Origin of the sequence: Novacetimonas hansenii (assembly GCF_014843995.1) — a bacterium.
GTDB lineage: Bacteria > Pseudomonadota > Alphaproteobacteria > Acetobacterales > Acetobacteraceae > Novacetimonas > Novacetimonas hansenii.
In genome coordinates, this window is record NZ_CP062147.1 from 798,607 (window position 1) to 815,994 (window position 17,388).

At 60.3% G+C, this 17,388-nt stretch carries 17 protein-coding genes, 1 tRNA gene and 1 pseudogene; 8 read left to right on the forward strand and 11 right to left on the reverse strand.

The window, feature by feature from the left end; all coding sequences use genetic code 11:
• Positions 1-48 precede the first annotated feature (48 nt).
• Positions 49-1,371: an ammonium transporter gene (locus IFJ82_RS03400; RefSeq protein ID WP_275394566.1), complete on the forward strand. Its 1,323-nt coding sequence runs from the start codon at positions 49-51 to the stop codon at positions 1,369-1,371.
• A 301-nt stretch (positions 1,372-1,672) separates the two neighbouring features.
• Complete coding sequence (locus tag IFJ82_RS03405; RefSeq protein ID WP_048858802.1) at positions 1,673-2,950, forward strand: outer membrane beta-barrel protein; 1,278 nt, start codon at positions 1,673-1,675, stop codon at positions 2,948-2,950.
• A 51-nt stretch (positions 2,951-3,001) separates the two neighbouring features.
• On the opposite strand, the gene IFJ82_RS03410 is transcribed toward IFJ82_RS03405, so the two are convergent.
• Complete coding sequence (locus IFJ82_RS03410) at positions 3,002-3,946, reverse strand: phytanoyl-CoA dioxygenase family protein (RefSeq protein WP_003621916.1); 945 nt, start codon at positions 3,944-3,946, stop codon at positions 3,002-3,004.
• 142 nt (positions 3,947-4,088) lie between these two features.
• Between IFJ82_RS03410 and IFJ82_RS03415 the strand changes: the two genes are divergently transcribed.
• Positions 4,089-4,976, forward strand: a complete 888-nt coding sequence (locus IFJ82_RS03415; protein ID WP_075596379.1) for a helix-turn-helix domain-containing protein — start codon at positions 4,089-4,091, stop codon at positions 4,974-4,976.
• A gap of 306 nt (positions 4,977-5,282) precedes the next feature.
• On the opposite strand, the gene IFJ82_RS03420 is transcribed toward IFJ82_RS03415, so the two are convergent.
• The 3 genes and pseudogenes from IFJ82_RS03420 to IFJ82_RS03430 form a co-directional block, all read right to left on the reverse strand.
• Positions 5,283-6,113 carry a phosphoenolpyruvate hydrolase family protein gene (locus tag IFJ82_RS03420; RefSeq protein WP_062809457.1) on the reverse strand — a complete coding sequence of 277 codons (831 nt, stop codon included), beginning with the start codon at positions 6,111-6,113 and terminating at the stop codon, positions 5,283-5,285.
• Positions 6,113-7,333: a Tm-1-like ATP-binding domain-containing protein gene (locus tag IFJ82_RS03425; protein WP_040512865.1), complete on the reverse strand. Its 1,221-nt coding sequence runs from the start codon at positions 7,331-7,333 to the stop codon at positions 6,113-6,115. Before IFJ82_RS03425 ends, IFJ82_RS03420 begins: the two co-directional genes overlap by 1 nt.
• A gap of 421 nt (positions 7,334-7,754) precedes the next feature.
• Positions 7,755-8,426, reverse strand: a pseudogene (locus IFJ82_RS03430) (TetR/AcrR family transcriptional regulator C-terminal domain-containing protein); the annotation flags it as partial.
• A 97-nt stretch (positions 8,427-8,523) separates the two neighbouring features.
• Here IFJ82_RS03430 and IFJ82_RS03435 point away from each other — a divergent pair.
• The 3 genes from IFJ82_RS03435 to IFJ82_RS03445 all read left to right on the forward strand — a co-directional run bounded on the left by IFJ82_RS03435 (position 8,524) and on the right by IFJ82_RS03445 (position 10,981).
• Positions 8,524-10,260, forward strand: coding sequence for an efflux transporter outer membrane subunit (locus IFJ82_RS03435; RefSeq protein WP_192266311.1), 1,737 nt, complete (start codon positions 8,524-8,526; stop codon positions 10,258-10,260).
• Positions 10,261-10,393: 133 nt separating this feature from the next.
• The gene (dksA, locus tag IFJ82_RS03440) at positions 10,394-10,807 is read left to right on the forward strand and encodes an RNA polymerase-binding protein DksA (protein ID WP_003621930.1); all 414 of its coding nucleotides are present in this window, start codon (positions 10,394-10,396) and stop codon (positions 10,805-10,807) included.
• Between the two features lie 99 nt (positions 10,808-10,906).
• Positions 10,907-10,981: transfer RNA gene (locus IFJ82_RS03445), tRNA-Thr, on the forward strand.
• A gap of 611 nt (positions 10,982-11,592) precedes the next feature.
• On the opposite strand, the gene IFJ82_RS03450 is transcribed toward IFJ82_RS03445, so the two are convergent.
• From IFJ82_RS03450 to IFJ82_RS03460, 3 genes are all read right to left on the reverse strand, one after another.
• Positions 11,593-11,757 carry a hypothetical protein gene (locus tag IFJ82_RS03450; protein ID WP_155734129.1) on the reverse strand — a complete coding sequence of 55 codons (165 nt, stop codon included), beginning with the start codon at positions 11,755-11,757 and terminating at the stop codon, positions 11,593-11,595.
• 149 nt (positions 11,758-11,906) lie between these two features.
• On the reverse strand, positions 11,907-12,116 hold the full coding sequence (locus IFJ82_RS03455; RefSeq protein ID WP_064305516.1) for a hypothetical protein: 210 nt from the start codon (positions 12,114-12,116) through the stop codon (positions 11,907-11,909).
• Between the two features lie 416 nt (positions 12,117-12,532).
• Positions 12,533-12,817 carry a hypothetical protein gene (locus IFJ82_RS03460; RefSeq protein ID WP_192265619.1) on the reverse strand — a complete coding sequence of 95 codons (285 nt, stop codon included), beginning with the start codon at positions 12,815-12,817 and terminating at the stop codon, positions 12,533-12,535.
• Between the two features lie 145 nt (positions 12,818-12,962).
• Here IFJ82_RS03460 and IFJ82_RS03465 point away from each other — a divergent pair, with 145 nt between their 5' ends.
• Complete coding sequence (locus IFJ82_RS03465) at positions 12,963-13,124, forward strand: hypothetical protein (protein ID WP_175575179.1); 162 nt, start codon at positions 12,963-12,965, stop codon at positions 13,122-13,124.
• 205 nt (positions 13,125-13,329) lie between these two features.
• On the opposite strand, the gene IFJ82_RS03470 is transcribed toward IFJ82_RS03465, so the two are convergent.
• The 3 genes from IFJ82_RS03470 to IFJ82_RS03480 form a co-directional block, all read right to left on the reverse strand.
• On the reverse strand, positions 13,330-13,689 hold the full coding sequence (locus IFJ82_RS03470; RefSeq protein WP_225578762.1) for a hypothetical protein: 360 nt from the start codon (positions 13,687-13,689) through the stop codon (positions 13,330-13,332).
• A 296-nt stretch (positions 13,690-13,985) separates the two neighbouring features.
• Positions 13,986-14,129 (reverse strand): hypothetical protein, encoded by a 144-nt coding sequence (locus IFJ82_RS03475; RefSeq protein WP_003621949.1) that lies wholly within the window; start codon positions 14,127-14,129, stop codon positions 13,986-13,988.
• Positions 14,130-14,204: 75 nt separating this feature from the next.
• A complete protein-coding gene (locus IFJ82_RS03480) occupies positions 14,205-14,384 on the reverse strand; it encodes a hypothetical protein (RefSeq protein WP_192265621.1) in 180 nt (59 codons plus the stop codon).
• Between the two features lie 660 nt (positions 14,385-15,044).
• Here IFJ82_RS03480 and IFJ82_RS03485 point away from each other — a divergent pair.
• Positions 15,045-15,796, forward strand: a protein-coding gene (locus IFJ82_RS03485; RefSeq protein WP_192265623.1) for an IS5 family transposase whose coding sequence is annotated in 2 segments (ribosomal slippage) — positions 15,045-15,375 and positions 15,375-15,796 — 753 coding nt in all. Because the reading frame shifts where the segments join, the coding sequence is not laid out codon by codon here.
• A 169-nt stretch (positions 15,797-15,965) separates the two neighbouring features.
• Here IFJ82_RS03485 and IFJ82_RS03490 read toward each other — a convergent pair.
• Positions 15,966-17,246 carry an NAD(P)/FAD-dependent oxidoreductase gene (locus IFJ82_RS03490; RefSeq protein ID WP_192265625.1) on the reverse strand — a complete coding sequence of 427 codons (1,281 nt, stop codon included), beginning with the start codon at positions 17,244-17,246 and terminating at the stop codon, positions 15,966-15,968.
• Between the last annotated feature and the right edge of the window lie 142 nt (positions 17,247-17,388).

Here is a 17,388-nt window from a genome sequence, read left to right on the forward strand (position 1 = left end):
AACGTCTGGCTGCGCGGGTGTGCCCCGGTTGCGGCCTTTGCCGTGGCGATGGGCGGTGCGTCCGCCCTGGCCGCCGATGCAGCGCCCCCCCCACCCCCCGCCATCGATACCGGTGATACGGCATGGATGCTGATCAGCACGGCGCTGGTGCTGATGATGACCATTCCGGGCCTTGGCCTGTTTTATGCCGGCATGGTGCGCAAGAAGAACGTGCTGGCCACGTTGATGCAGTCATTCGCCATCTGCTGCATCATGACGGTGGTATGGATGGTCGTGGGGTACAGCCTGACCTTTACGTCGGGTAATGCGTTCATCGGTGGCCTGTCGCGCGTGATGCTGAATGGCATGGGGGCCGGGATTTCCAAGGGGTCCGACGTGGCGTTCACCATGGCGGCGGGCACGTCCGCCGCCACGACCATGACCATCCCCGAAAGCGTGTGGATGACGTTCCAGATGACGTTCGCCATCATCACGCCCGCCCTGATCGCGGGGGCCTTCGCCGAACGCATGAAGTTCAGCGCGCTGTGTGTCTTTACCATCGTGTGGTCACTGCTGGTCTATGTGCCGGTCGCGCACTGGGTCTGGGGGCCGGATGGCTGGGTCGCGGCGAAAATCGGGGCCATCGACTTTGCCGGTGGTACGGTCGTGCATATCAATGCCGGTATCGCGGGTCTGGTCGCGGCTCTGGTGATCGGGCGGCGCAAGGGGTACGGCCATGATGACATGTCACCGTACAACCTGACCTATGCCATCATCGGCGCGTCCCTGCTGTGGGTGGGCTGGTTCGGGTTCAATGCCGGGTCCGCCGGTGGGGCGAACGGGCGTGCGGGCATGGCAATGGCCACGACCCAGATCGCCGCCGCCGCCGCGGGGGTGGCGTGGATGTGCGCCGAATGGGTTAAGACCGGCAAGCCGACGGTGCTGGGCATCATTTCCGGTGCGGTGGGTGGCCTGGTGGCGATTACCCCTGCCGCGGGCTTTGTCCTGCCGGGCGGTGCGCTGGCCATCGGGCTGATCGCCGGTGTCGTGTGCTTCTGGGGGGCAACCGGCCTGAAGCACATGATGGGATATGACGACAGCCTTGATGCGTTTGGCGTGCATGGCATCGGCGGTATCGTCGGCGCGTTGCTGACGGGTGTGTTCGCCTATGGCCCGCTGTCGGCCACGGATGCCAGCCCCGACGGCGTCAGCGGTTCGTTTGCACAGTTCCTGGCACAGGCGGAATCCGTGGGTGTTACCATCGTATGGTGTGCGGTCGTGACGTTCGTGATCCTCAAGCTGGTGGACCTGACGATCGGCCTGCGTGTCAGCCCGGATGAGGAAATGGAAGGGCTGGATATGGCGCTGCATGGGGAGCGCATCAATTCCTGACCCGGTGCATGTCGTGTGACATGGGAGTACGGAAGGCGGGGCATGTCCCCGCCTTTTTTGTGTCTTTGCCCCTGTTCTGATTCCGGCTCCGGAATGTTGCACATTCGCAATGTGGTATGTGATGATTTTGACACACACCTTGCCGAATGTTACGGATGTCGGAGTGTTACGGTGTGTGGATAAAACCGAAACTGCTAATCAGGATCTATAACTAAGAAAGCGGCGGGGGCAGCTTATGCAAAAGGCGGGGATGGGCGCGCGGGCGTTGCGCACGGGCATCGGATGTATCGTGGCGCTGGGCATGGGGCTGTTGCTTGATGCGCATCATGCCCATGCGCAGGTGTCCGTGTTCAAGAGCATGGAAAAAAGCGATTCCCCGTTCGCGCGCTGGCTGTCGGGCGTGACCCTGACGGGGCAGGTCGAAGGCGGCATCATGGCCAATCCCGCCCGTCCGCAGCCCGGCTACAACTTTGGCGACTTTTTTGCCGACCATGCCAATCAGGTGCAGCTTAATCAGGCGGAGTTCACCTTGCAAAAAGCCATCGACCCGTCGCGTGGTGGTTATCAGGTCGGATTCACGCTGGAGGGGATGTATGGTTCGGATGCGCGTTATTACCAGCTCCTTGGCGTCAGCGCGCATGAATGGAACGCGCGGTACCAGTTGATCCCGGCCCAGGCCCATGCCGATGTTCACCTGCCATGGGCGACGAAGGGCGGGTTGGACATGCATGCCGGCATCCTGCAGGCCCCGATGGGGGTGGAGACGCTGGACCCCACGACGCGGCCCTTTTACACGATTGCCTATACGTCTGAATATTCCGTTCCCTTTCAGCATATCGGCGCGATGTTCAACTGGCATGTCACTGACATGCTGGATGTGACGTTCGGGATCGATACCGGCAACCAGACATCGTTTGGCCGATCCGACAACAATAACGCCCCCGCAGGGTATTTCGGGTTCAACCTGAACAACCTTGCGCATGGGAAGCTCAATATTATTGAACTCAGCCGTGTGGGGCCGGAGAACTCGCGCTATTCTTCTGCCGGCGGGGCGTATGAGGCCAATCATGCCGAACGTTTCTGGAACGACATAAACGCCGTCTATGCCGTGAATGACCGCCTGACCCTGACGGCGGAGTTCAATTATATCCATGATCAGGGGCTGAATGGCATCCGTGCGAATGGCAATTTCAAGGCCGCCGATGCCGAAAGCTTCGTCAGCTTCCTCAGCTACAGGATCAACAAGGTCCTGACCTTCAACTATCGTGGTGAAATCTATCGCGACAATAACAACCTTATGGTTTCGACCTTCATTGGCAACAATGCCTATATGGATGGGATTTCCGGCCGCACGACGCCTGCCGATGCGCTGATGCCCGGCCCGACGGGACATGGCACGACCTATGGTGAAATGACGCTGGGTGTGACGTACAAACCCGATCTTGGCCACCATGTGCGGGTGTTCATGCTGCGCCCCGAAATCCGTTTCGACCGCTCGCTCAATGGCACGACACCGTTTAATGGCGGGCGCAACAACGGCATGTTCACCTTTGGCGGTGACGCGGTGATCGGGTTCTGAAGCCCGGCGGCCCGTTCAGGGCGCATATGCGCATGATATGCGTATCGCCTGTCACCAGGGCGTCAGGCCCAGCAGTTTTTCACCCAGCGGCGTCAGGCGGGCGGTCGTGGCATTATGCCGTTCCCATTCACGCGGGTCGCCGGGGAAGGCGTCGCGCCGGGGATGGTCGCGTTCGCGCCACAGCCGGATACGTTCGCGCCGTTCGGCTTCGTTATCCCATTGTGCCGGATGCATGGAGATATATTGCGCCATGCGCACGCGGCGTTCCGAATGGTTGGGCCGCACGCCATGGGCCAGCAGGGAGTTGAAGACCAGCAGGTCGCCCGCGTCCATGTCGATATTGACCACATTGAGTCCCGTCATGTCCGGGTGCATCGGGTCGCGGTCCGCGGGTTGTGTCCTGACCCAGTCCGCGAAATGTTCGAACAGGGAGGGCACGCACTGGAACCCGCCGGTGTCGCCGCCCTGTGTCCCAAGGCTCAGCACCCCCTGTACGCCAATGGGCAACGGACGCAGCGACGTATCGACGTCCCAGTGGATGAACCCGTCACGATTGCCATTGCCCCGGTCGCGCACGGGTGGGTTGAGGTTGGCGCGGTCGATTGTCACCCACAAATCCTCGCGGTCCCAGATATCCACGAACGTGTCATGGATGCGGCGTTCCATCCGGTTGTCCCACAGGAACTGATGGTTATAGAGTTCAAGCATCCCGGTATTGTCGAGTTCGCGCATTTTATGCGCACGCCGTTGTGGCGCGTACCATGTTGACGGGTCATCAGGATCCTTGTCATCAAACCGCCACAGCAGATCGACCAGCCGTTCCACATTGGCGGCAGGCACGGCCTGTCGGACGATGACATATCCCCGGCATGTCCAGTGTTCCCAATCGGCCTGTGACAGGACACGTAACGGCAGGGTCTTGCGAATATCCCGCAACTGCGTCGTCGCGGTGGCCGTGGGATGGCTGTGGCGTCTGTCTGGCGGTCTCTGCGGCATCCATTGTCCCCATCTGCGTGCCCCCATATGACCCAATGTTACCGGGGGAGAAGCGGTAGGTTATCCCGCCGTGCCGGTTCATGTTGTGCCGCATGGGCGTATTTTGATACTATTATGGCGTCTGTTGCCTGAAGGGGGCTGGATGCGCGCCTATCTGGAACATCTGCCGGTATCGGATACCGCGTCATGGAGCCTGCGTGACCGGCGGCTGGATGACGCCATTCCCTTTCAGTGGCACCATCACCCGGAATATGAACTGACCCTGACGCTGAATTCACGCGGGCAGCGTTTCGTGGGCGACCATGTTGGCACGTACGGGCATGCGGACCTTGTCCTGATTGGGCCGAACCTGCCCCATACATGGGCATCACGCGCGAAACTGCTGGCCGATGCGCCGCATGTCGCCCTTGTCTTCTGGTTCCGTGGGGCGTGGATCGCGGGCATGACCGATGGGACGGTCGAACTGCGCCCGGTGCGTGACCTGCTGGAACGTGCGCAGGCGGGGCTTGCCTTCGCGCCGGAAACGGGACTGGCCCTTATGGCGGATTTTCAGGACATGTTCGGCCTGCCGCCACTGCAACGGCTGCATGGGCTGCTTTCCATCCTGATGCGGCTGGCGGGGGATGCAACCGCCCGCCCCCTGTCGCGCGCCGTGCCGCAGGTGGTGCAAGGAGGGCGTTCGCGGCTGGACCGTGTGCTGGCCCACCTGCACCGGCATTATGCCGAACCGCTCCGTATGGCCGAACTTGCCGGGATTGCGGCGCTCAGCGTCTCTGGCCTGCACCGCATGTTTGCACGCCACACACAGACCAGCATCACCCGTTATGTCGCGGGATTGCGGATCGGGGAGGCCTGTTCGCGCCTGTCCACCACAATGCAGCCCATCGGCCTGATCGCAGAGGCTGTGGGCTATCCTTCGCTTGCCAATTTCAACCGGCAGTTCAGGGCTCTGCGGGGCATGACGCCGCGTGCCTATCGCCGCATGTTTGCCCCGCGCGATGTGGTGGGGGACGGTCTGAAAACACCCTGATTGACCGGCATAGGCCGGATGGCGCGCGAAAGGGGCAGGACGCTTTTTGAAAAAAGCATCCCCACAGGGGTTTCGTGTGCCACCCGGTTGCAGGCCCTGCCGGTTACATCGTCCCCGGCGGGGTGTTGCGTAGCAGGGTGTTTGAAAACACATCAGTGATAAAAAAGAAAAGTTTTTGGGTGCTGCCTTTTTTTTAAAGGCAGCGTCTTTCGAAGCTTTTTGGAAAAAGCTTCACCAAAAACCTTTATGGTTTCAGGACGTTATTGATCCTGATGTTTCAGGCAGCCTCTTATGCTGGGTGCGGGTTTAGCGTTTCATCGCCTTGAAGCGGCGTGTCTGTTCGGTCAATGCGACCTCCACCGGCAGGCGCTCCATGCTCGATGCGCCATAAAAACCGTGGCAGTCGGGGCAGTTGTCCAGCACCTTTTGCGCATCGTCGGGCATTGCGATCGGGCCGCCATGACACAGCAGCATGACGTCGGGACGGATGGAACGCGCGGCCTCTGAAATCTCGTTAATCAGGGTGATCGACTGTTCCAGCGTCATGGTCGTGCCCGCGCCGATGGCCCCGCCAGAAGTCAGGCCCATATGGGCAACCAGAACGTCGGCCCCGGCCTTTGTCATGTCGCGCGCCTGTTCGGCGTCAAAGACATAGGGGGTCGTCAGCAGGTCCTTTTTGTGCGCGCGGGCGACGACATCGACCTCCAGCGCATAGCTCATGCCGGTTTCTTCGAGGTTGCGGCGGAAATTCCCATCAATCAGCCCCACGGTGGGAAAGTTCTGGATGCCGGAAAATCCAACCCGTTTCACATCATCAAGGAACACGTCGAAATCGACAAACGGGTCGGTGCCGCACACACCCGCCAGCACCGGGGTGTGCGGCACCACCGGCAGGACCTCGCGCGCCATGTCCATGACGATCTGGTTCGCATTGCCATAGGCCAGCACCCCCGCCAGCGACCCGCGACCCGCCATGCGGTAACGGCCGGAATTATAGATCACGATCAGGTCGATCCCGCCCGCCGCCTCGCACTTGGCGGACAGGCCGGTGCCGGCGCCACCACCGATGATAGGATGTTTATCGGCGATCATCTTGCGGAATTTCGCCAGTATTTCTGCGCGTGGAATCGAAGGCATCAGGTGTTTTCTCCGTTAAAGAGGCTGCGGAACGTAACCGCGAGTGTATCGGCAAACGCCGCGTCATTCACCCCATAAGGCAGCGGGATCAACCGGCGGCGGGGCGTCTGTTCCACCGTGCGTTCCAGGGCCTCGAACAGGGCCTGGTCCGCCTGTGGGTCGTAAAATGGTTCCCCCATGCGGTCCAGCATGGAAAAACCACCTTCGGGCAGGAAAAACCGCACCTCCCCCCGGCATTGGTTCAGCCGGTCGCCAATCCATTCCCCAATGGCCTGGCATTCGTCGACGGACGTACGCATCAACGTGATCTGCGGATTATGTTCAAGCAGGCGGCGGTTGCGGTAATGCGCAGGCACGGTGTCAGGCGCGCCGAAATTGACCATGTCCAGCGCACCGCAACTGCCGACATAGGGGACGCCGGTGCGGATTGCGGCACCCAGCCGGTCCCCATCGCACGGGAATATCCCGCCAGACAGATAATCGCAGATTTCCGTGGTAGTGACGTCGATGATGCCTGCAAGCTGCCCGGAATCGGCCATGCGTTCCATGGCCCGCCCCCCGGTGCCGGTGGCGTGGAACACCATGCAGTCGAAGGTGTCGTCAAGGTTGCTGACGATACGTTCCACACATGGCGTGGTGACGCCGAACATCGTCAGGCCGACCGCCGGGCGGGGGTCGTGCTGTGCCGGGGGCAGATGGCTGGCCATGCCCGCCATTGCGTTGGCGGCGTTGGCCAGGATGCGGCGCGACAGGCGGTTCAGCCCCTCCATATCCGTCACGGAATAGACCATGGCGATGTCCGAGCCACCGACATACGCGGCGACATTGCCGGATGCGACAGTGGACACCATCATTTTCGGCAGGCCAAGCGGCAGGGCCTGCAGGGCGGGGGCGATCAGTGCAGTCCCCCCCGACCCGCCGATTCCCAGCACGCCGGAGATATCGTTGCGCGCACACAGGAAATGGCGCAGCGCGGTCGCCATCGCGGCGATGGAGGACCCGCGCCGGCGGGTAAAGACGGCCTCTGTCCCGTCAGGGTGCGCGGCGGCGATGGCGGTGGGGGGGATCGTATCGGCGCTGTCGGGTCCAGGGGCGCGCAGGGCTGTGCTGACATCCACGATCACGGCGGGCACGCCCTGCCCGGTGATGAGGTCGTGTACATAACGCAGTTCCACGGCCTTGGTGTCGCATGTGCCGATTATGTATATGCGTCCCACGATACTGTCCCCTTCCTGCACCGGGGGGCAGAGTCTGCGTCCGGGGCCTGTGGGTGCAAGCCCCGTGCGCGTCGCATCGGAACACGCTTGCGTGAATGGGCGGGTGGGCAATGGTTTGTCATCAAAAGCTACCATGGCGTGTATTTTCTGGCGGTTCCGCGGCCACTGTCTCATGGGGCCGTTGCGTGACGGTGACCCCATGATGCCGGGCGCGTGACGGCGCGCGCGTGATGGTGGCTTTGTGCGTGTGTCCTTGCCCTTGTGGCTGTTGGCCCGGTCAGGGGCGGGTGGCGGTTCCGGTCGTGGTTTCAGTGGAAGTGCTTGTGGAGGTGCCAGTGGAGGTGTCAGTGGAAATGCCAGTGGCAGTGTCCGTGGCAGTGTCCGTGGCGGGTTCGGCGGCGGCCTTGCCGGTATAGGCCTGCGGCGGCTGGCGCGCGCCGGTGCGCTGATAGGTGTTGAGGAAGACGCGCACGGCCGAATGTGCGATGAAGTCGATATGTTCAGGGCTGGTATCAACCGGAAGCTGCATGCGCGCGCGCCCCGCGATATGCGTCTGGCACAGGGCATAGAACTGCTCCGCCGCGAAGGTCGGGTCGGGCACGTCAAGCAGGCTGCTTTGCGGTGCGCGCGCCAGCCATGCGGCCAGGATGCTGGTGGCCTTTTGCGGGCCGTTCGTCCAGAAGGTCTTGGCCAGTTCGGGGAAATTCCCCGCCTCTGATATGATGATGCGGTTGAGCATCAGCGATAGTGGCGACGTAATCAACTGGATCAGCGCGCGGGCCACATGTTCCAGCGATTCCGCCATGTTCGCGCCTTCGTCGATGCGGCGGAACATCAGCGGCAGCTTTTCACGGGTGCATTGTTCGATAAAGGCGCAGAACAGGACGGCCTTGCTGTCGAAATAGTTATAGAGTGTCCCCTTCGACACGCCCGCGTTGCGCGCGATGCACGACATGCTGGCACCTTCATACCCATGTTCGGCAAAGATGCGCGCCGCCCCTTCAAGGATCTGCGCACGCTTGGCCGGGGAGGTGCCGGTCGCGGTGGGGGGAACCTGCGCCGTGTCCTTGCCGGGGAAGGGGGGCGTTGCAGCCATCAGACGTGTCCTGACCTTTTTGTCCGTTAGTTTCGATTGACCCGATGCATAAAGCGGATAGGTTATGGACCTGACCGAACTGATCGGTCAATCGAAGATGATATCGCGCAACCGTTGCGTACGAACAGGTTTATCGTATTGGCGACATGTAAAACAGGGGGCCGCGTTGGTGGTTAGGGGATTTTCATGGCGCACCGCCGTGGTCGGGTTGTCGGTGGTGACGGCAGGCTGTGCCGTTGGCCCCAATTTCCATAAACCAACCCCGTGGACGCCAAAAAAATATGGCGGCCCGACCAACATGCACACGGAAACAAAGGCCGGGGAAAAACCCGTCGCCAGCCAGGTGACGTCCGACATGCCCGATCCGGCATGGTGGGACTGTTTTCACGACCCTATCCTGTCGGATCTGGAACGCCGGGTCGCGACGGACAACCTTGATGTCCGCCGCTTTGCCTATCGCATGGCTGAAAGCCGCGCGGAACTGCGGATTGCGGGTGCCGAACGCTTTCCCGCCATGTCGGCTTCGGGGTCATATGCCCGCCAGCAGTACAGCACCAAGATGCTGCAGCGGATCGTGACCGACATCGAACAGGAGCATCCCGAACTGCAGGGGCTTGCGCCGTCGCCCGGGCAGGCGAAAATCCCGCTGTTCAACCAGTGGCGCGACAGTATCGACGCCACGTGGGAAGTGGACCTGTGGGGGCGTGTGCGTCGCCAGTACGAAGCCGCGGCCGCATCGGCGCAGGTGACGCAAGAAGCACGGCGCGGCATGCTGATTTCGCGTCAGGCGGAGGTTGCACGCGATTACATGGACCTGCGCGCGACGCAGGAACAGTTGCGCATCGTGATGGAAAACCGCGATGTGGCGCAACGTATGCTGGACCTGAACCAGCAGCGTTATGCCCACGGGATGAGCAGCGACCTGAATGTCGAACGTGCCCGCGCCCAGCTTGAGGCGACGGTGGCGCGCATGCCCCAGCTTGAGCAGCAGCTTGCCTCCCAGGTCAATGCGCTGAGCATGCTGATGGGGGAACCGCCGCGCGCGCTGTCCGACAGGTTGCTGGTGGCGTCGGCCATCCCGCCCGTCCCGCCTGCCGTGCCGATTGGCGTGCCGTCCGAACTGGCCCGCCGCAGGCCCGACATCCGTCGCGCCGAAGCCAACCTGCACGCCGCCACCGCACAGGTGGGCGAGGCCGTGGCCGAGTTTTATCCCCGTGTGACGATCAATGCCGGGTTCGGTTTCGAATCGCTGTCATTCCGCGATATGGGGTTCTGGAATGCAAAGGCATGGAATGTCGGCCCGTCGATCACGCTGCCGCTGTTCCAGGGCGGACGCCTGCGCGGGCAGCTTGAATTGCGCAAGTCCGAACAGAAAGAGGCAGCACTTGCCTATCAGCAGACGGTGCTACAGGCCTGGCATGATGTGGATAACGCGCTGACCGCCTATACGGATGAGCAGCGCCATCATGACTTCCTCGCGGCACAGGTGGAGGCGACCCGGGCTTCCCTGCGTCTGGCGCAGGACCAGTATGCGCAGGGGCTTGTGACCTATCTTTCGGTGCTTGACGCGCAACGTCAGCTCCTGTCGTCACAATCCGAACTGACGACCAGTACGGCGGCGATTTCCGCCAACCTCGTGCGGTTGTACAACGCCCTTGGCGGCGGGTGGGAGACGACATATCCCCTGCCCACGCCAAAGCACGGCGCGACGACGAAAACCCCTGTGACCACTCCTGCGACAACGCCCGTCGCCGCCTCCTCCACACCCGGCGGTGCCCCGACATCCACCCCCCCAATACCGGGTGCGCCGACGTCGGGCCGCACACCGGCATAGCGGCAAAAAGACCATGATCGTGCGGAAATGCTTGGCGTGGTCTGACCGTGCCTGATATAAGCCGCGCGGTTCCGCCCTGCCGGTCCCGACGCGGGGGCCGCATGCCGGAACCGAGGTGCAGGGACCAGTTGATATGCTTACATTGCCACCCGACTATCATCCCTCGGAATCCGAGGAATTCATGAATCCCCTCCAGGTGGAATATTTTCGCCACAAGCTGTTGCGGTGGCGCGGGGAACTCCTGAAGGAAGCGGACGAGACATTGGCCAGCCTGTCTGAAGGCGGCATTCACGAAGCCGACATCACCGACCGCGCCAGCGTGGAAACCGACCGTGCGCTGGAGCTGCGCACCCGTGACCGCGCGCGCAAGCTGATTACCAAGATCAATCAGGCGTTGCAGCGGATCGAGGCGGGGACCTATGGCTATTGCGAGGAAACAGGCGAGCCGATTGGCCTGAAGCGGTTGGAAGCGCGCCCCATCGCCACCCTGTCGATCGAGGCGCAGGAGCGTCACGAACGTATGGAAAAGATCCATCGCGACGACTGACGATACCTTTTCCCACCCTGCGTTGGCACAAGATGCACAAAATCCCATGAAAGGGGTTGCAACGTAGGGCGGGAAAAGCTACCAACCGCCCACGGCGTTGCTGCTGTAGCTCAGTGGTAGAGCACTCCCTTGGTAAGGGAGAGGTCGACAGTTCAATCCTGTCCAGCAGCACCACGAATTTCCCAGTAAAAATAATAAAAACAGCCATTTCTGGTGTGTTTCCGGTTTCTTGTATCTCAGGTGCCGGTCCGGGCGTTTGCGTGCGTGCCGCCTGATTCGATGCCAGTTCCCTGATTGCCATGGCAAAGTCGATAGAGCGGTTTCAGGCCATGCCGGGTAGGGTAGGGCATATGTCCACCACCTATGATCTCATCCCTATAGGCGTCAGTTTGGCATAGCCGGTGACCGGTCCTGATCTCGCTCCAGTCTCCGTCCAGTTGCAGTTTTAATAGATCCCTGTGAGCGCAGTAATGCCAGGTCGCCCATGTGTGGCGAAGGCTGTGCGGCGTATGGTCAGGCACGAAAAAACGGCGTGCGGTTTTCTGCCCGCGCGGAACCCATTCCCGCACATGACCCGGTAGTCCAGCGCGATGACATGCGCCGGACCAGCCTGATTTTATCTGGCCGCCATACTGCCGTCCGGTATCGTGATATCGATCCCCCAAATGATGCGGGGGCAAGGCGGAAAACGGCAGTGAGCGCATTGGCACAGCCGCACCGTTCCCGGCGAAATGTCTGGGAAAAAACATGGCTGTAGCAGCCTGATCGCCATCCCGACATATGGATCAGTCAGACAGGCGGCCCCTTCGCGGGTCGCTGCGCCCGCCATTCGTGGCGCGCCAGCGATGGGGAGCGATCGCGACTTCTGCCCCCCACACATTTACCCGCATCGCCTCATCACATCGTCCCGCCGCTTGGTGCGTCAGCACGACGGGTGACTTGTGTGGCATCGCGCTACACCATACACGCCCTGAAAGACGTCGCATTTTGGGAACGGGATGCCGAACTGGCGATTTTTATCATTCCATATCAATGGATTGCGTCGAAAGAGGGGGGATAATCATGGGCGCTTCATGACTATCCCCCTTGGCGGCCTTTGTTATTTCTTCTCATCTGTTGAGGCGGCAACCTGATTGGCATGGTGCGCCGCATAGGATGCCGTTCGTGACATTGCGCCAAATTGTGCCGTATGGACGGGCTGCGGCTCAATGCCCTGACGCGCAGTGACACTGTCCGGTGGTGTTTGATGCGGGTCGTGGGCGCACGCGCCAAGGGCAATGACGGTGGTGAGCAGGGCAAGCTTTTTCATTTTATGTCCTTGGTGATGGGTCATCGGGGAGGCTGCTTGCTGTCCCTTCCCGAGTCTGTTCCTGACAGCCGTTTCGAATCACAGCGCATTCCATAACAGGGCGTTCCATAATTGTGGACACATGGTTGTTCCTGGCCAATTTTTTCAGGGGCGCGTGCGTGCGGTCCGGGGCCTGTCGGAGTGCTGGTGGTCATCGGATGCTGCGTCCACTCCTCGAATTTAGCAAGACGTCCCACGATCCTGACCTGTGTGGATCGATTGCGGGTCAGGCCTCATGCTTTGTCAGGCCGGGGAACACGCAGATGGATCATTGGCGCGTCCTGACAGGGGTATACGGATATTATGGTTAAGAGGCGGTTTGAAAAGTAAGGACCAATAACGCACTGAAATCATAAAAGTTTTTGGTGAAGCTTTTTTCAAAAAGCTTCAGAAGACGCCACTTTTTTGAAAAAAGGCGTCACCGAAAAACTTTTCTTTTTTATCACTGATTTGTTTTCAAATACTCTCTCATGGATACCAACGTTATAAAGCCGCACAGACGCCATGACCCGTTCTGCATCCTGCGCCCGGCGTGAACTGCGCGGATGATGGGGGCTGACGCCCCCTCCGTTTTGCCATGGCGGGGATTGGAACAAGATATGGGATTGGGGAGGGGATGTGTTTTTGCCCCGCGTCGTGTCGTGGGGCACGATCAGTGCCATGCCTGTGCGGTGCAGGCATCATGGCCGTGCGCATAGGAGCATGTGCATAAAAAGCTTCATGCAATCGTCACACCACCCCCATGGGGGGACTGCTATGGAACCGGTGCCCGCACTGTTGCAGGCCATAGTCAGAGGTGTCCGGATCATGAAAACGAAATCCGATTGCCCCCCGAAACCTGCCTGCGATCCCCATGAAGAATGGCGACTTGCCCTGATCCACGCATGGAAGAACAGGCGCGGCTACACCCGCCCGACCGATGCGGCATATCGTGTGTTTGATGAGGATTTCATCCTCGACGAATTCTGACCCGCGCGGGTTGGGGATGTCCGTGTCCTGACGGCAGGGATGTGATCCGCAGGGCGTGTCATGGGGGCGGGGGCGTTTTCCGCCACTCCGCCCGGTCATGCCCCAGTCATGCCCCTGTCATGCGCCCTGTCATGCGCCACTTACTGGCGTTCGTGCTGCGTGGGGTCGTCGTCCCCATCAGGTCGCAGCCGGATCGGCCTTGTGGTTATTGCTGCTGCGTCGTGCCGGGCGTCGCGGAATGGTATTTCTGGCGTGTATGGCCATGCCATGTCTGACCGTTATGGATCTTGCCCGATGATGGCGTGGCCCCTGTTTCCGCGTTGCCTGAATTGGGTGGTGGCTGTGTCCCGGGCTGTTCGGTCACGGTGCGTGGGTTATTCCACAGCTTGTCCGATGGATTGACGTGGTTGCCACTGCTGTCCGTGGCGGAGGGCGGGTTCCGTCCGACTTCCGATGCCGCCGAATTCGCCGTGGGCGCGGGTGGGGTGGCGGGTTGCGCAAGGGCCAGTGCGGGAACACCAGCCAGGGTGGCCAGCACGCAGATGGAACGGAAGTGGATTTTCATGATGTTTCCTTTTTTGCGTAATGCCGATCGGTATCAATTCCAACAGGCCGCGTGCAAAAAGGTTGCGTGCCTGTCTGTCTGCGCCACACGATGTCACGTGTCATGGCGGGGCGGGAACAGGATGCGCCGGTTTGACCGTTCGGTACAAACCCCCACGGGCAGAACCACCGCATCCCATGGGGCATGGTGAACAGGGGGCAACCTGAACGCCCTGCCTGAAGGTCACAGGCCCCGGCATGCAGGCGGTCATGCCGGGGCAGGGATATGTTCATGTGGTTGCCTTCATGCGGTCGTATTCATTCGTCCGGTCCGGTTGTCTCCCCCTTGGAGGGTGGGTCGCTGGCGGGAAAGCTGTCTTCCAGCGCCTCGTCCCGGTCATGGTCTTTTTCGCTGTCCGGTTTGGGGACGGGTTTTTCGGAATCGTATTTCGTGTCCGGCATGGGGATGTTTCCTTTTCCTAATGCGGACTCCCTCAACAATGCGTCCGCGCCGGAGTTCCGGGCAGATGGCATCGTTCAACAGATTTGCAGCGGCAGCGGCGTGGGGTGCGGGTCATCTATTGGCGGCGGGTCTTCGTCCGGTCCCGGTGGGGATGTCGGGGGCATGGGGACGCCGGGCGGCATCGGTGGCACCGGCGCGGGGCATGGGGGCTGTTCAAGCCGTTTCAGGCGGTGTGGGGCACGGGCAGGGCACATGTCTGTTCTCCCTTGGGGGGACAAGGGTGGCAACGAAGCCCCCTGTGGCGGGTTCCCGATGGGCTGTGCGCCCAAAAAAAATCGCCGGGCCCATGGGAAATGGGAACCCGGCGATCTGGCGTGGATGAAATCCATGTTCTAGAATATATGGTAAAAATTAAAGTAATTTTTTAAAAAATTCGCAATATCACCGAACTGAAATAATAAAAGTTTTTGGTAAAGCTTTTTTCAAAAAGCTTTGAAAGACATCGCATTTCAAATGGAAAAACAATCAATCAATATTTCCCATTCCCTATCGGGGAGGGGTGTTCAAACAGCCTCTTGAATCACCCCATTTGCAGGGAATGAAAAAAATCTTCAGGTTTTTTAATGTGTTTTGAAAATCCGATGTATTTAGAAAATTACGGGAAACACATTCACCAAAACCCTTTCCTATGCCTCTGGGAGCCCGCCCCTTATTGTCCCGGCACTGTTCTGGAACATGCAAAATGCCGGGTAAGGATTTTTTCAGAGAGTGTTTGAAAATAACTTGTTGATAAAAAAACAAGGAAAGTTTTTGGGTGCTGCCTCTTGATCGAAAAAGGCGGCGTCTTCTGAAGCTTTTTGGGGCCTGTTTGGAATTAAGTTTTCTAAAGGATCCAGATGTGTTTCAAAGATCCTATGGATCGCTTCATACTGACGGATGCCCAATGGGCGAAGATGGAACCGCTGTGCCTTGGCAAGAAGACGGATCGCGGGCGCAGCGGGAAGGATAACCGCCTCTTTATCGAGGCGGTCTTATGGATTGCGCGGACGGGCAGTCCATGGCGGGACCTTCCGACATATTTCGGGCATTGGAACTCGGTTTACTCGCGCTACAGCGACTGGACGAAAGCCGGAGTTTTCCAGAAAATTTTTGAGGCCGTCTCTGACGATGCCGACATGGAATATGCGATGATTGACGGCACGGTGGTTCGGGTTCATCGCCACGGCCAGGGCGCAAAAGGGGGACCCGAAGCCAGGCGATAGGACGCAGTGTGACGGGATGGTCGACCAAGATCATCGCCATGACCGACGCCTTGGGCAATCTGGTCCGCTTTACGCTGATCCCCGGCCAGCATTACGACACGGTCGGGGTTGCGCCCCTTCTGGAACCGGCGGATTTCAAGGCGCTTCTTGCCGACAAGGCGTTTGATGCCCACTGGATCGTGGACGCCCTACACGCGCAAGGCGCCTGTGTAGTCATTCCCCAGCGCAAGAACCGCCTCGACAGGCGCACGTTCGATGCCGTCCTGTTCAAGGCGCGCCATCTCATCGAGAACTTCTTCTGCAAGCTCAAGGAGTTCAAGCGCATCGCCATACGGAGCGAAAAGACAGATAAATCCTTTGCTGCCATGATCTATCTCACAGCCGCTATCATCAATTCACGATAATTCCCAACACGCCCTGGAAAAATCTTCACCAAAAACTTTTATGATTTCAGGATGTTATCAAGACTGACTTTTCAAATAGTCTTTCAGAAACCCGCACAGGATGTTTCCTGAACGGCAGGGCAGGCACTCTGCGCATCTTGCGTGGCGCAGAGTGCCGCGGCATCTGCCCTTAATCCAGCCGGATCGAGGGGCGCACGAATACATCCAGCCAGTCCACAAGGCACGAAACGAGGCCCCGGAATGTGCCGTAAAGTTCGAACTGGTGCTGGCGATACAGCATCAGGTGAACCATGCGTGCGCTGATGCCCTTGAGCCATCCGCCACCGAACACCTTGCCACCGGGGAAGGTGCCCCAGCCATTGTAATCGCCCAGGGCGACGACCGCGCCCTTGTTATTGAAGGCAAAGGGCTGCAACTGCCCGCCATTGATCCAGCGCGGCATGTAGCGCGCAAGGTGGTGCGCCTGCTGGCGGGCGACCTGTGCGGTCGGGGCCACCGGCTTTTCCGCGATGAAGGCGCAGTCGCCCATGGCGAAGATGTTGTCATCTTCGAGAAGCTGCAACGTGGGCCGCACCTCCAACTGTCCAGAGCGCGACAGTTTCAGCCCGGCGAACCTGCGCGTCACGTCCGGTGCCTTCACACCTGCCGCCCATACACGCAGGGTGGCGGGAATGCGCGTGCCGTCCTTGAGCAGGAAGCCCTTTTCATCCGCGCCGCTGACCATGGCAGAGGTCTGGACCGTCACACCGATCGCCTCAAGCTGCTTTTGCGCGGCGGCGGATACGGATTCAGGGAAAGCAGGCAGGATGCGTGGCCCCGCCTCCAGCAGCGTGATCTTCAGTGTGGGCGGCTTCTTGCCAAAGCTGTAGAGCGAGGCGAGGTCCAGCGCCTTGTGCAGTTCGGCCGCCAACTGCGTGCCGGTCGCCCCGCCGCCGACGATGGCGATGTCGAGTTCCTCGTTATTGCCAAACGCCTTGAGCAGTTCCATGCGGAAGCGTTCGTTAAAGCCGTTGGCCTCGACAAGGTTGTCGATGAACAGGCAGTGCTGCGCCACGCCGGGGGTGCCGAAATCATTGGCGCGGCTGCCGATCGACAGCACCAGCGCGTCGTATTCGAGCGTGCGTTCCTCCAGGATGACCTCGCCCGAGGGTTCGACCACGGGGGCAAGCGTGATGGATTTGGCCGTGCGGTCCAGGTCAGAAATCTCGCCCGGCCAGAAATCGAAATGATGGCGGCTGGCCTGCGACAGGAAACTGATGCGGTCATTTTCGTTGGCGGCCGTGCCTGCGGCAAAACAATGCAGCATCGGCTTCCACACATGGGCAAAGCTCTTGTCGACCAGCGTGATTTCCGCGCGCCCCGACCTGCCGATGGAATCGCCCAGACGCGTTGCCAGCGCCAGGCCCGCGATACCACCGCCGACAATCACCACCCGAAACTTTTGTGCCATCCTCTGCCTCTTTCACCCCTGCCGCACAGTGTCCCGGCCCCGTGGGAAAAACCCTGTCGCATTCCTGATATATCAAAACTGTTCATGTCATGCGCCCTCCATGCCGGTGCAGGGGGGCACAAGACGGCAACGGCCGACCCGG

Coding starts and splice junctions, on each gene's coding strand:
- IFJ82_RS03400 (WP_275394566.1), top strand. CDS start 49: ATGGGCGGTGCGTCCGCCCTGGCCGCCGATGCAGCGCCCCCCCCACCC.
- IFJ82_RS03405 (WP_048858802.1), top strand. CDS start 1,673: ATGGGGCTGTTGCTTGATGCGCATCATGCCCATGCGCAGGTGTCCGTG.
- IFJ82_RS03410 (WP_003621916.1), bottom strand. CDS start 3,946: ATGCCGCAGAGACCGCCAGACAGACGCCACAGCCATCCCACGGCCACC.
- IFJ82_RS03415 (WP_075596379.1), top strand. CDS start 4,089: ATGCGCGCCTATCTGGAACATCTGCCGGTATCGGATACCGCGTCATGG.
- IFJ82_RS03420 (WP_062809457.1), bottom strand. CDS start 6,113: ATGCCTTCGATTCCACGCGCAGAAATACTGGCGAAATTCCGCAAGATG.
- IFJ82_RS03435 (WP_192266311.1), top strand. CDS start 8,524: ATGATATCGCGCAACCGTTGCGTACGAACAGGTTTATCGTATTGGCGA.
- dksA (WP_003621930.1), top strand. CDS start 10,394: ATGCTTACATTGCCACCCGACTATCATCCCTCGGAATCCGAGGAATTC.
- IFJ82_RS03450 (WP_155734129.1), bottom strand. CDS start 11,757: ATGCCACACAAGTCACCCGTCGTGCTGACGCACCAAGCGGCGGGACGA.
- IFJ82_RS03455 (WP_064305516.1), bottom strand. CDS start 12,116: ATGAAAAAGCTTGCCCTGCTCACCACCGTCATTGCCCTTGGCGCGTGC.
- IFJ82_RS03460 (WP_192265619.1), bottom strand. CDS start 12,817: ATGGCACTGATCGTGCCCCACGACACGACGCGGGGCAAAAACACATCC.
- IFJ82_RS03465 (WP_175575179.1), top strand. CDS start 12,963: ATGAAAACGAAATCCGATTGCCCCCCGAAACCTGCCTGCGATCCCCAT.
- IFJ82_RS03470 (WP_225578762.1), bottom strand. CDS start 13,689: ATGAAAATCCACTTCCGTTCCATCTGCGTGCTGGCCACCCTGGCTGGT.
- IFJ82_RS03475 (WP_003621949.1), bottom strand. CDS start 14,129: ATGCCGGACACGAAATACGATTCCGAAAAACCCGTCCCCAAACCGGAC.
- IFJ82_RS03480 (WP_192265621.1), bottom strand. CDS start 14,384: ATGTGCCCTGCCCGTGCCCCACACCGCCTGAAACGGCTTGAACAGCCC.
- IFJ82_RS03490 (WP_192265625.1), bottom strand. CDS start 17,246: ATGGCACAAAAGTTTCGGGTGGTGATTGTCGGCGGTGGTATCGCGGGC.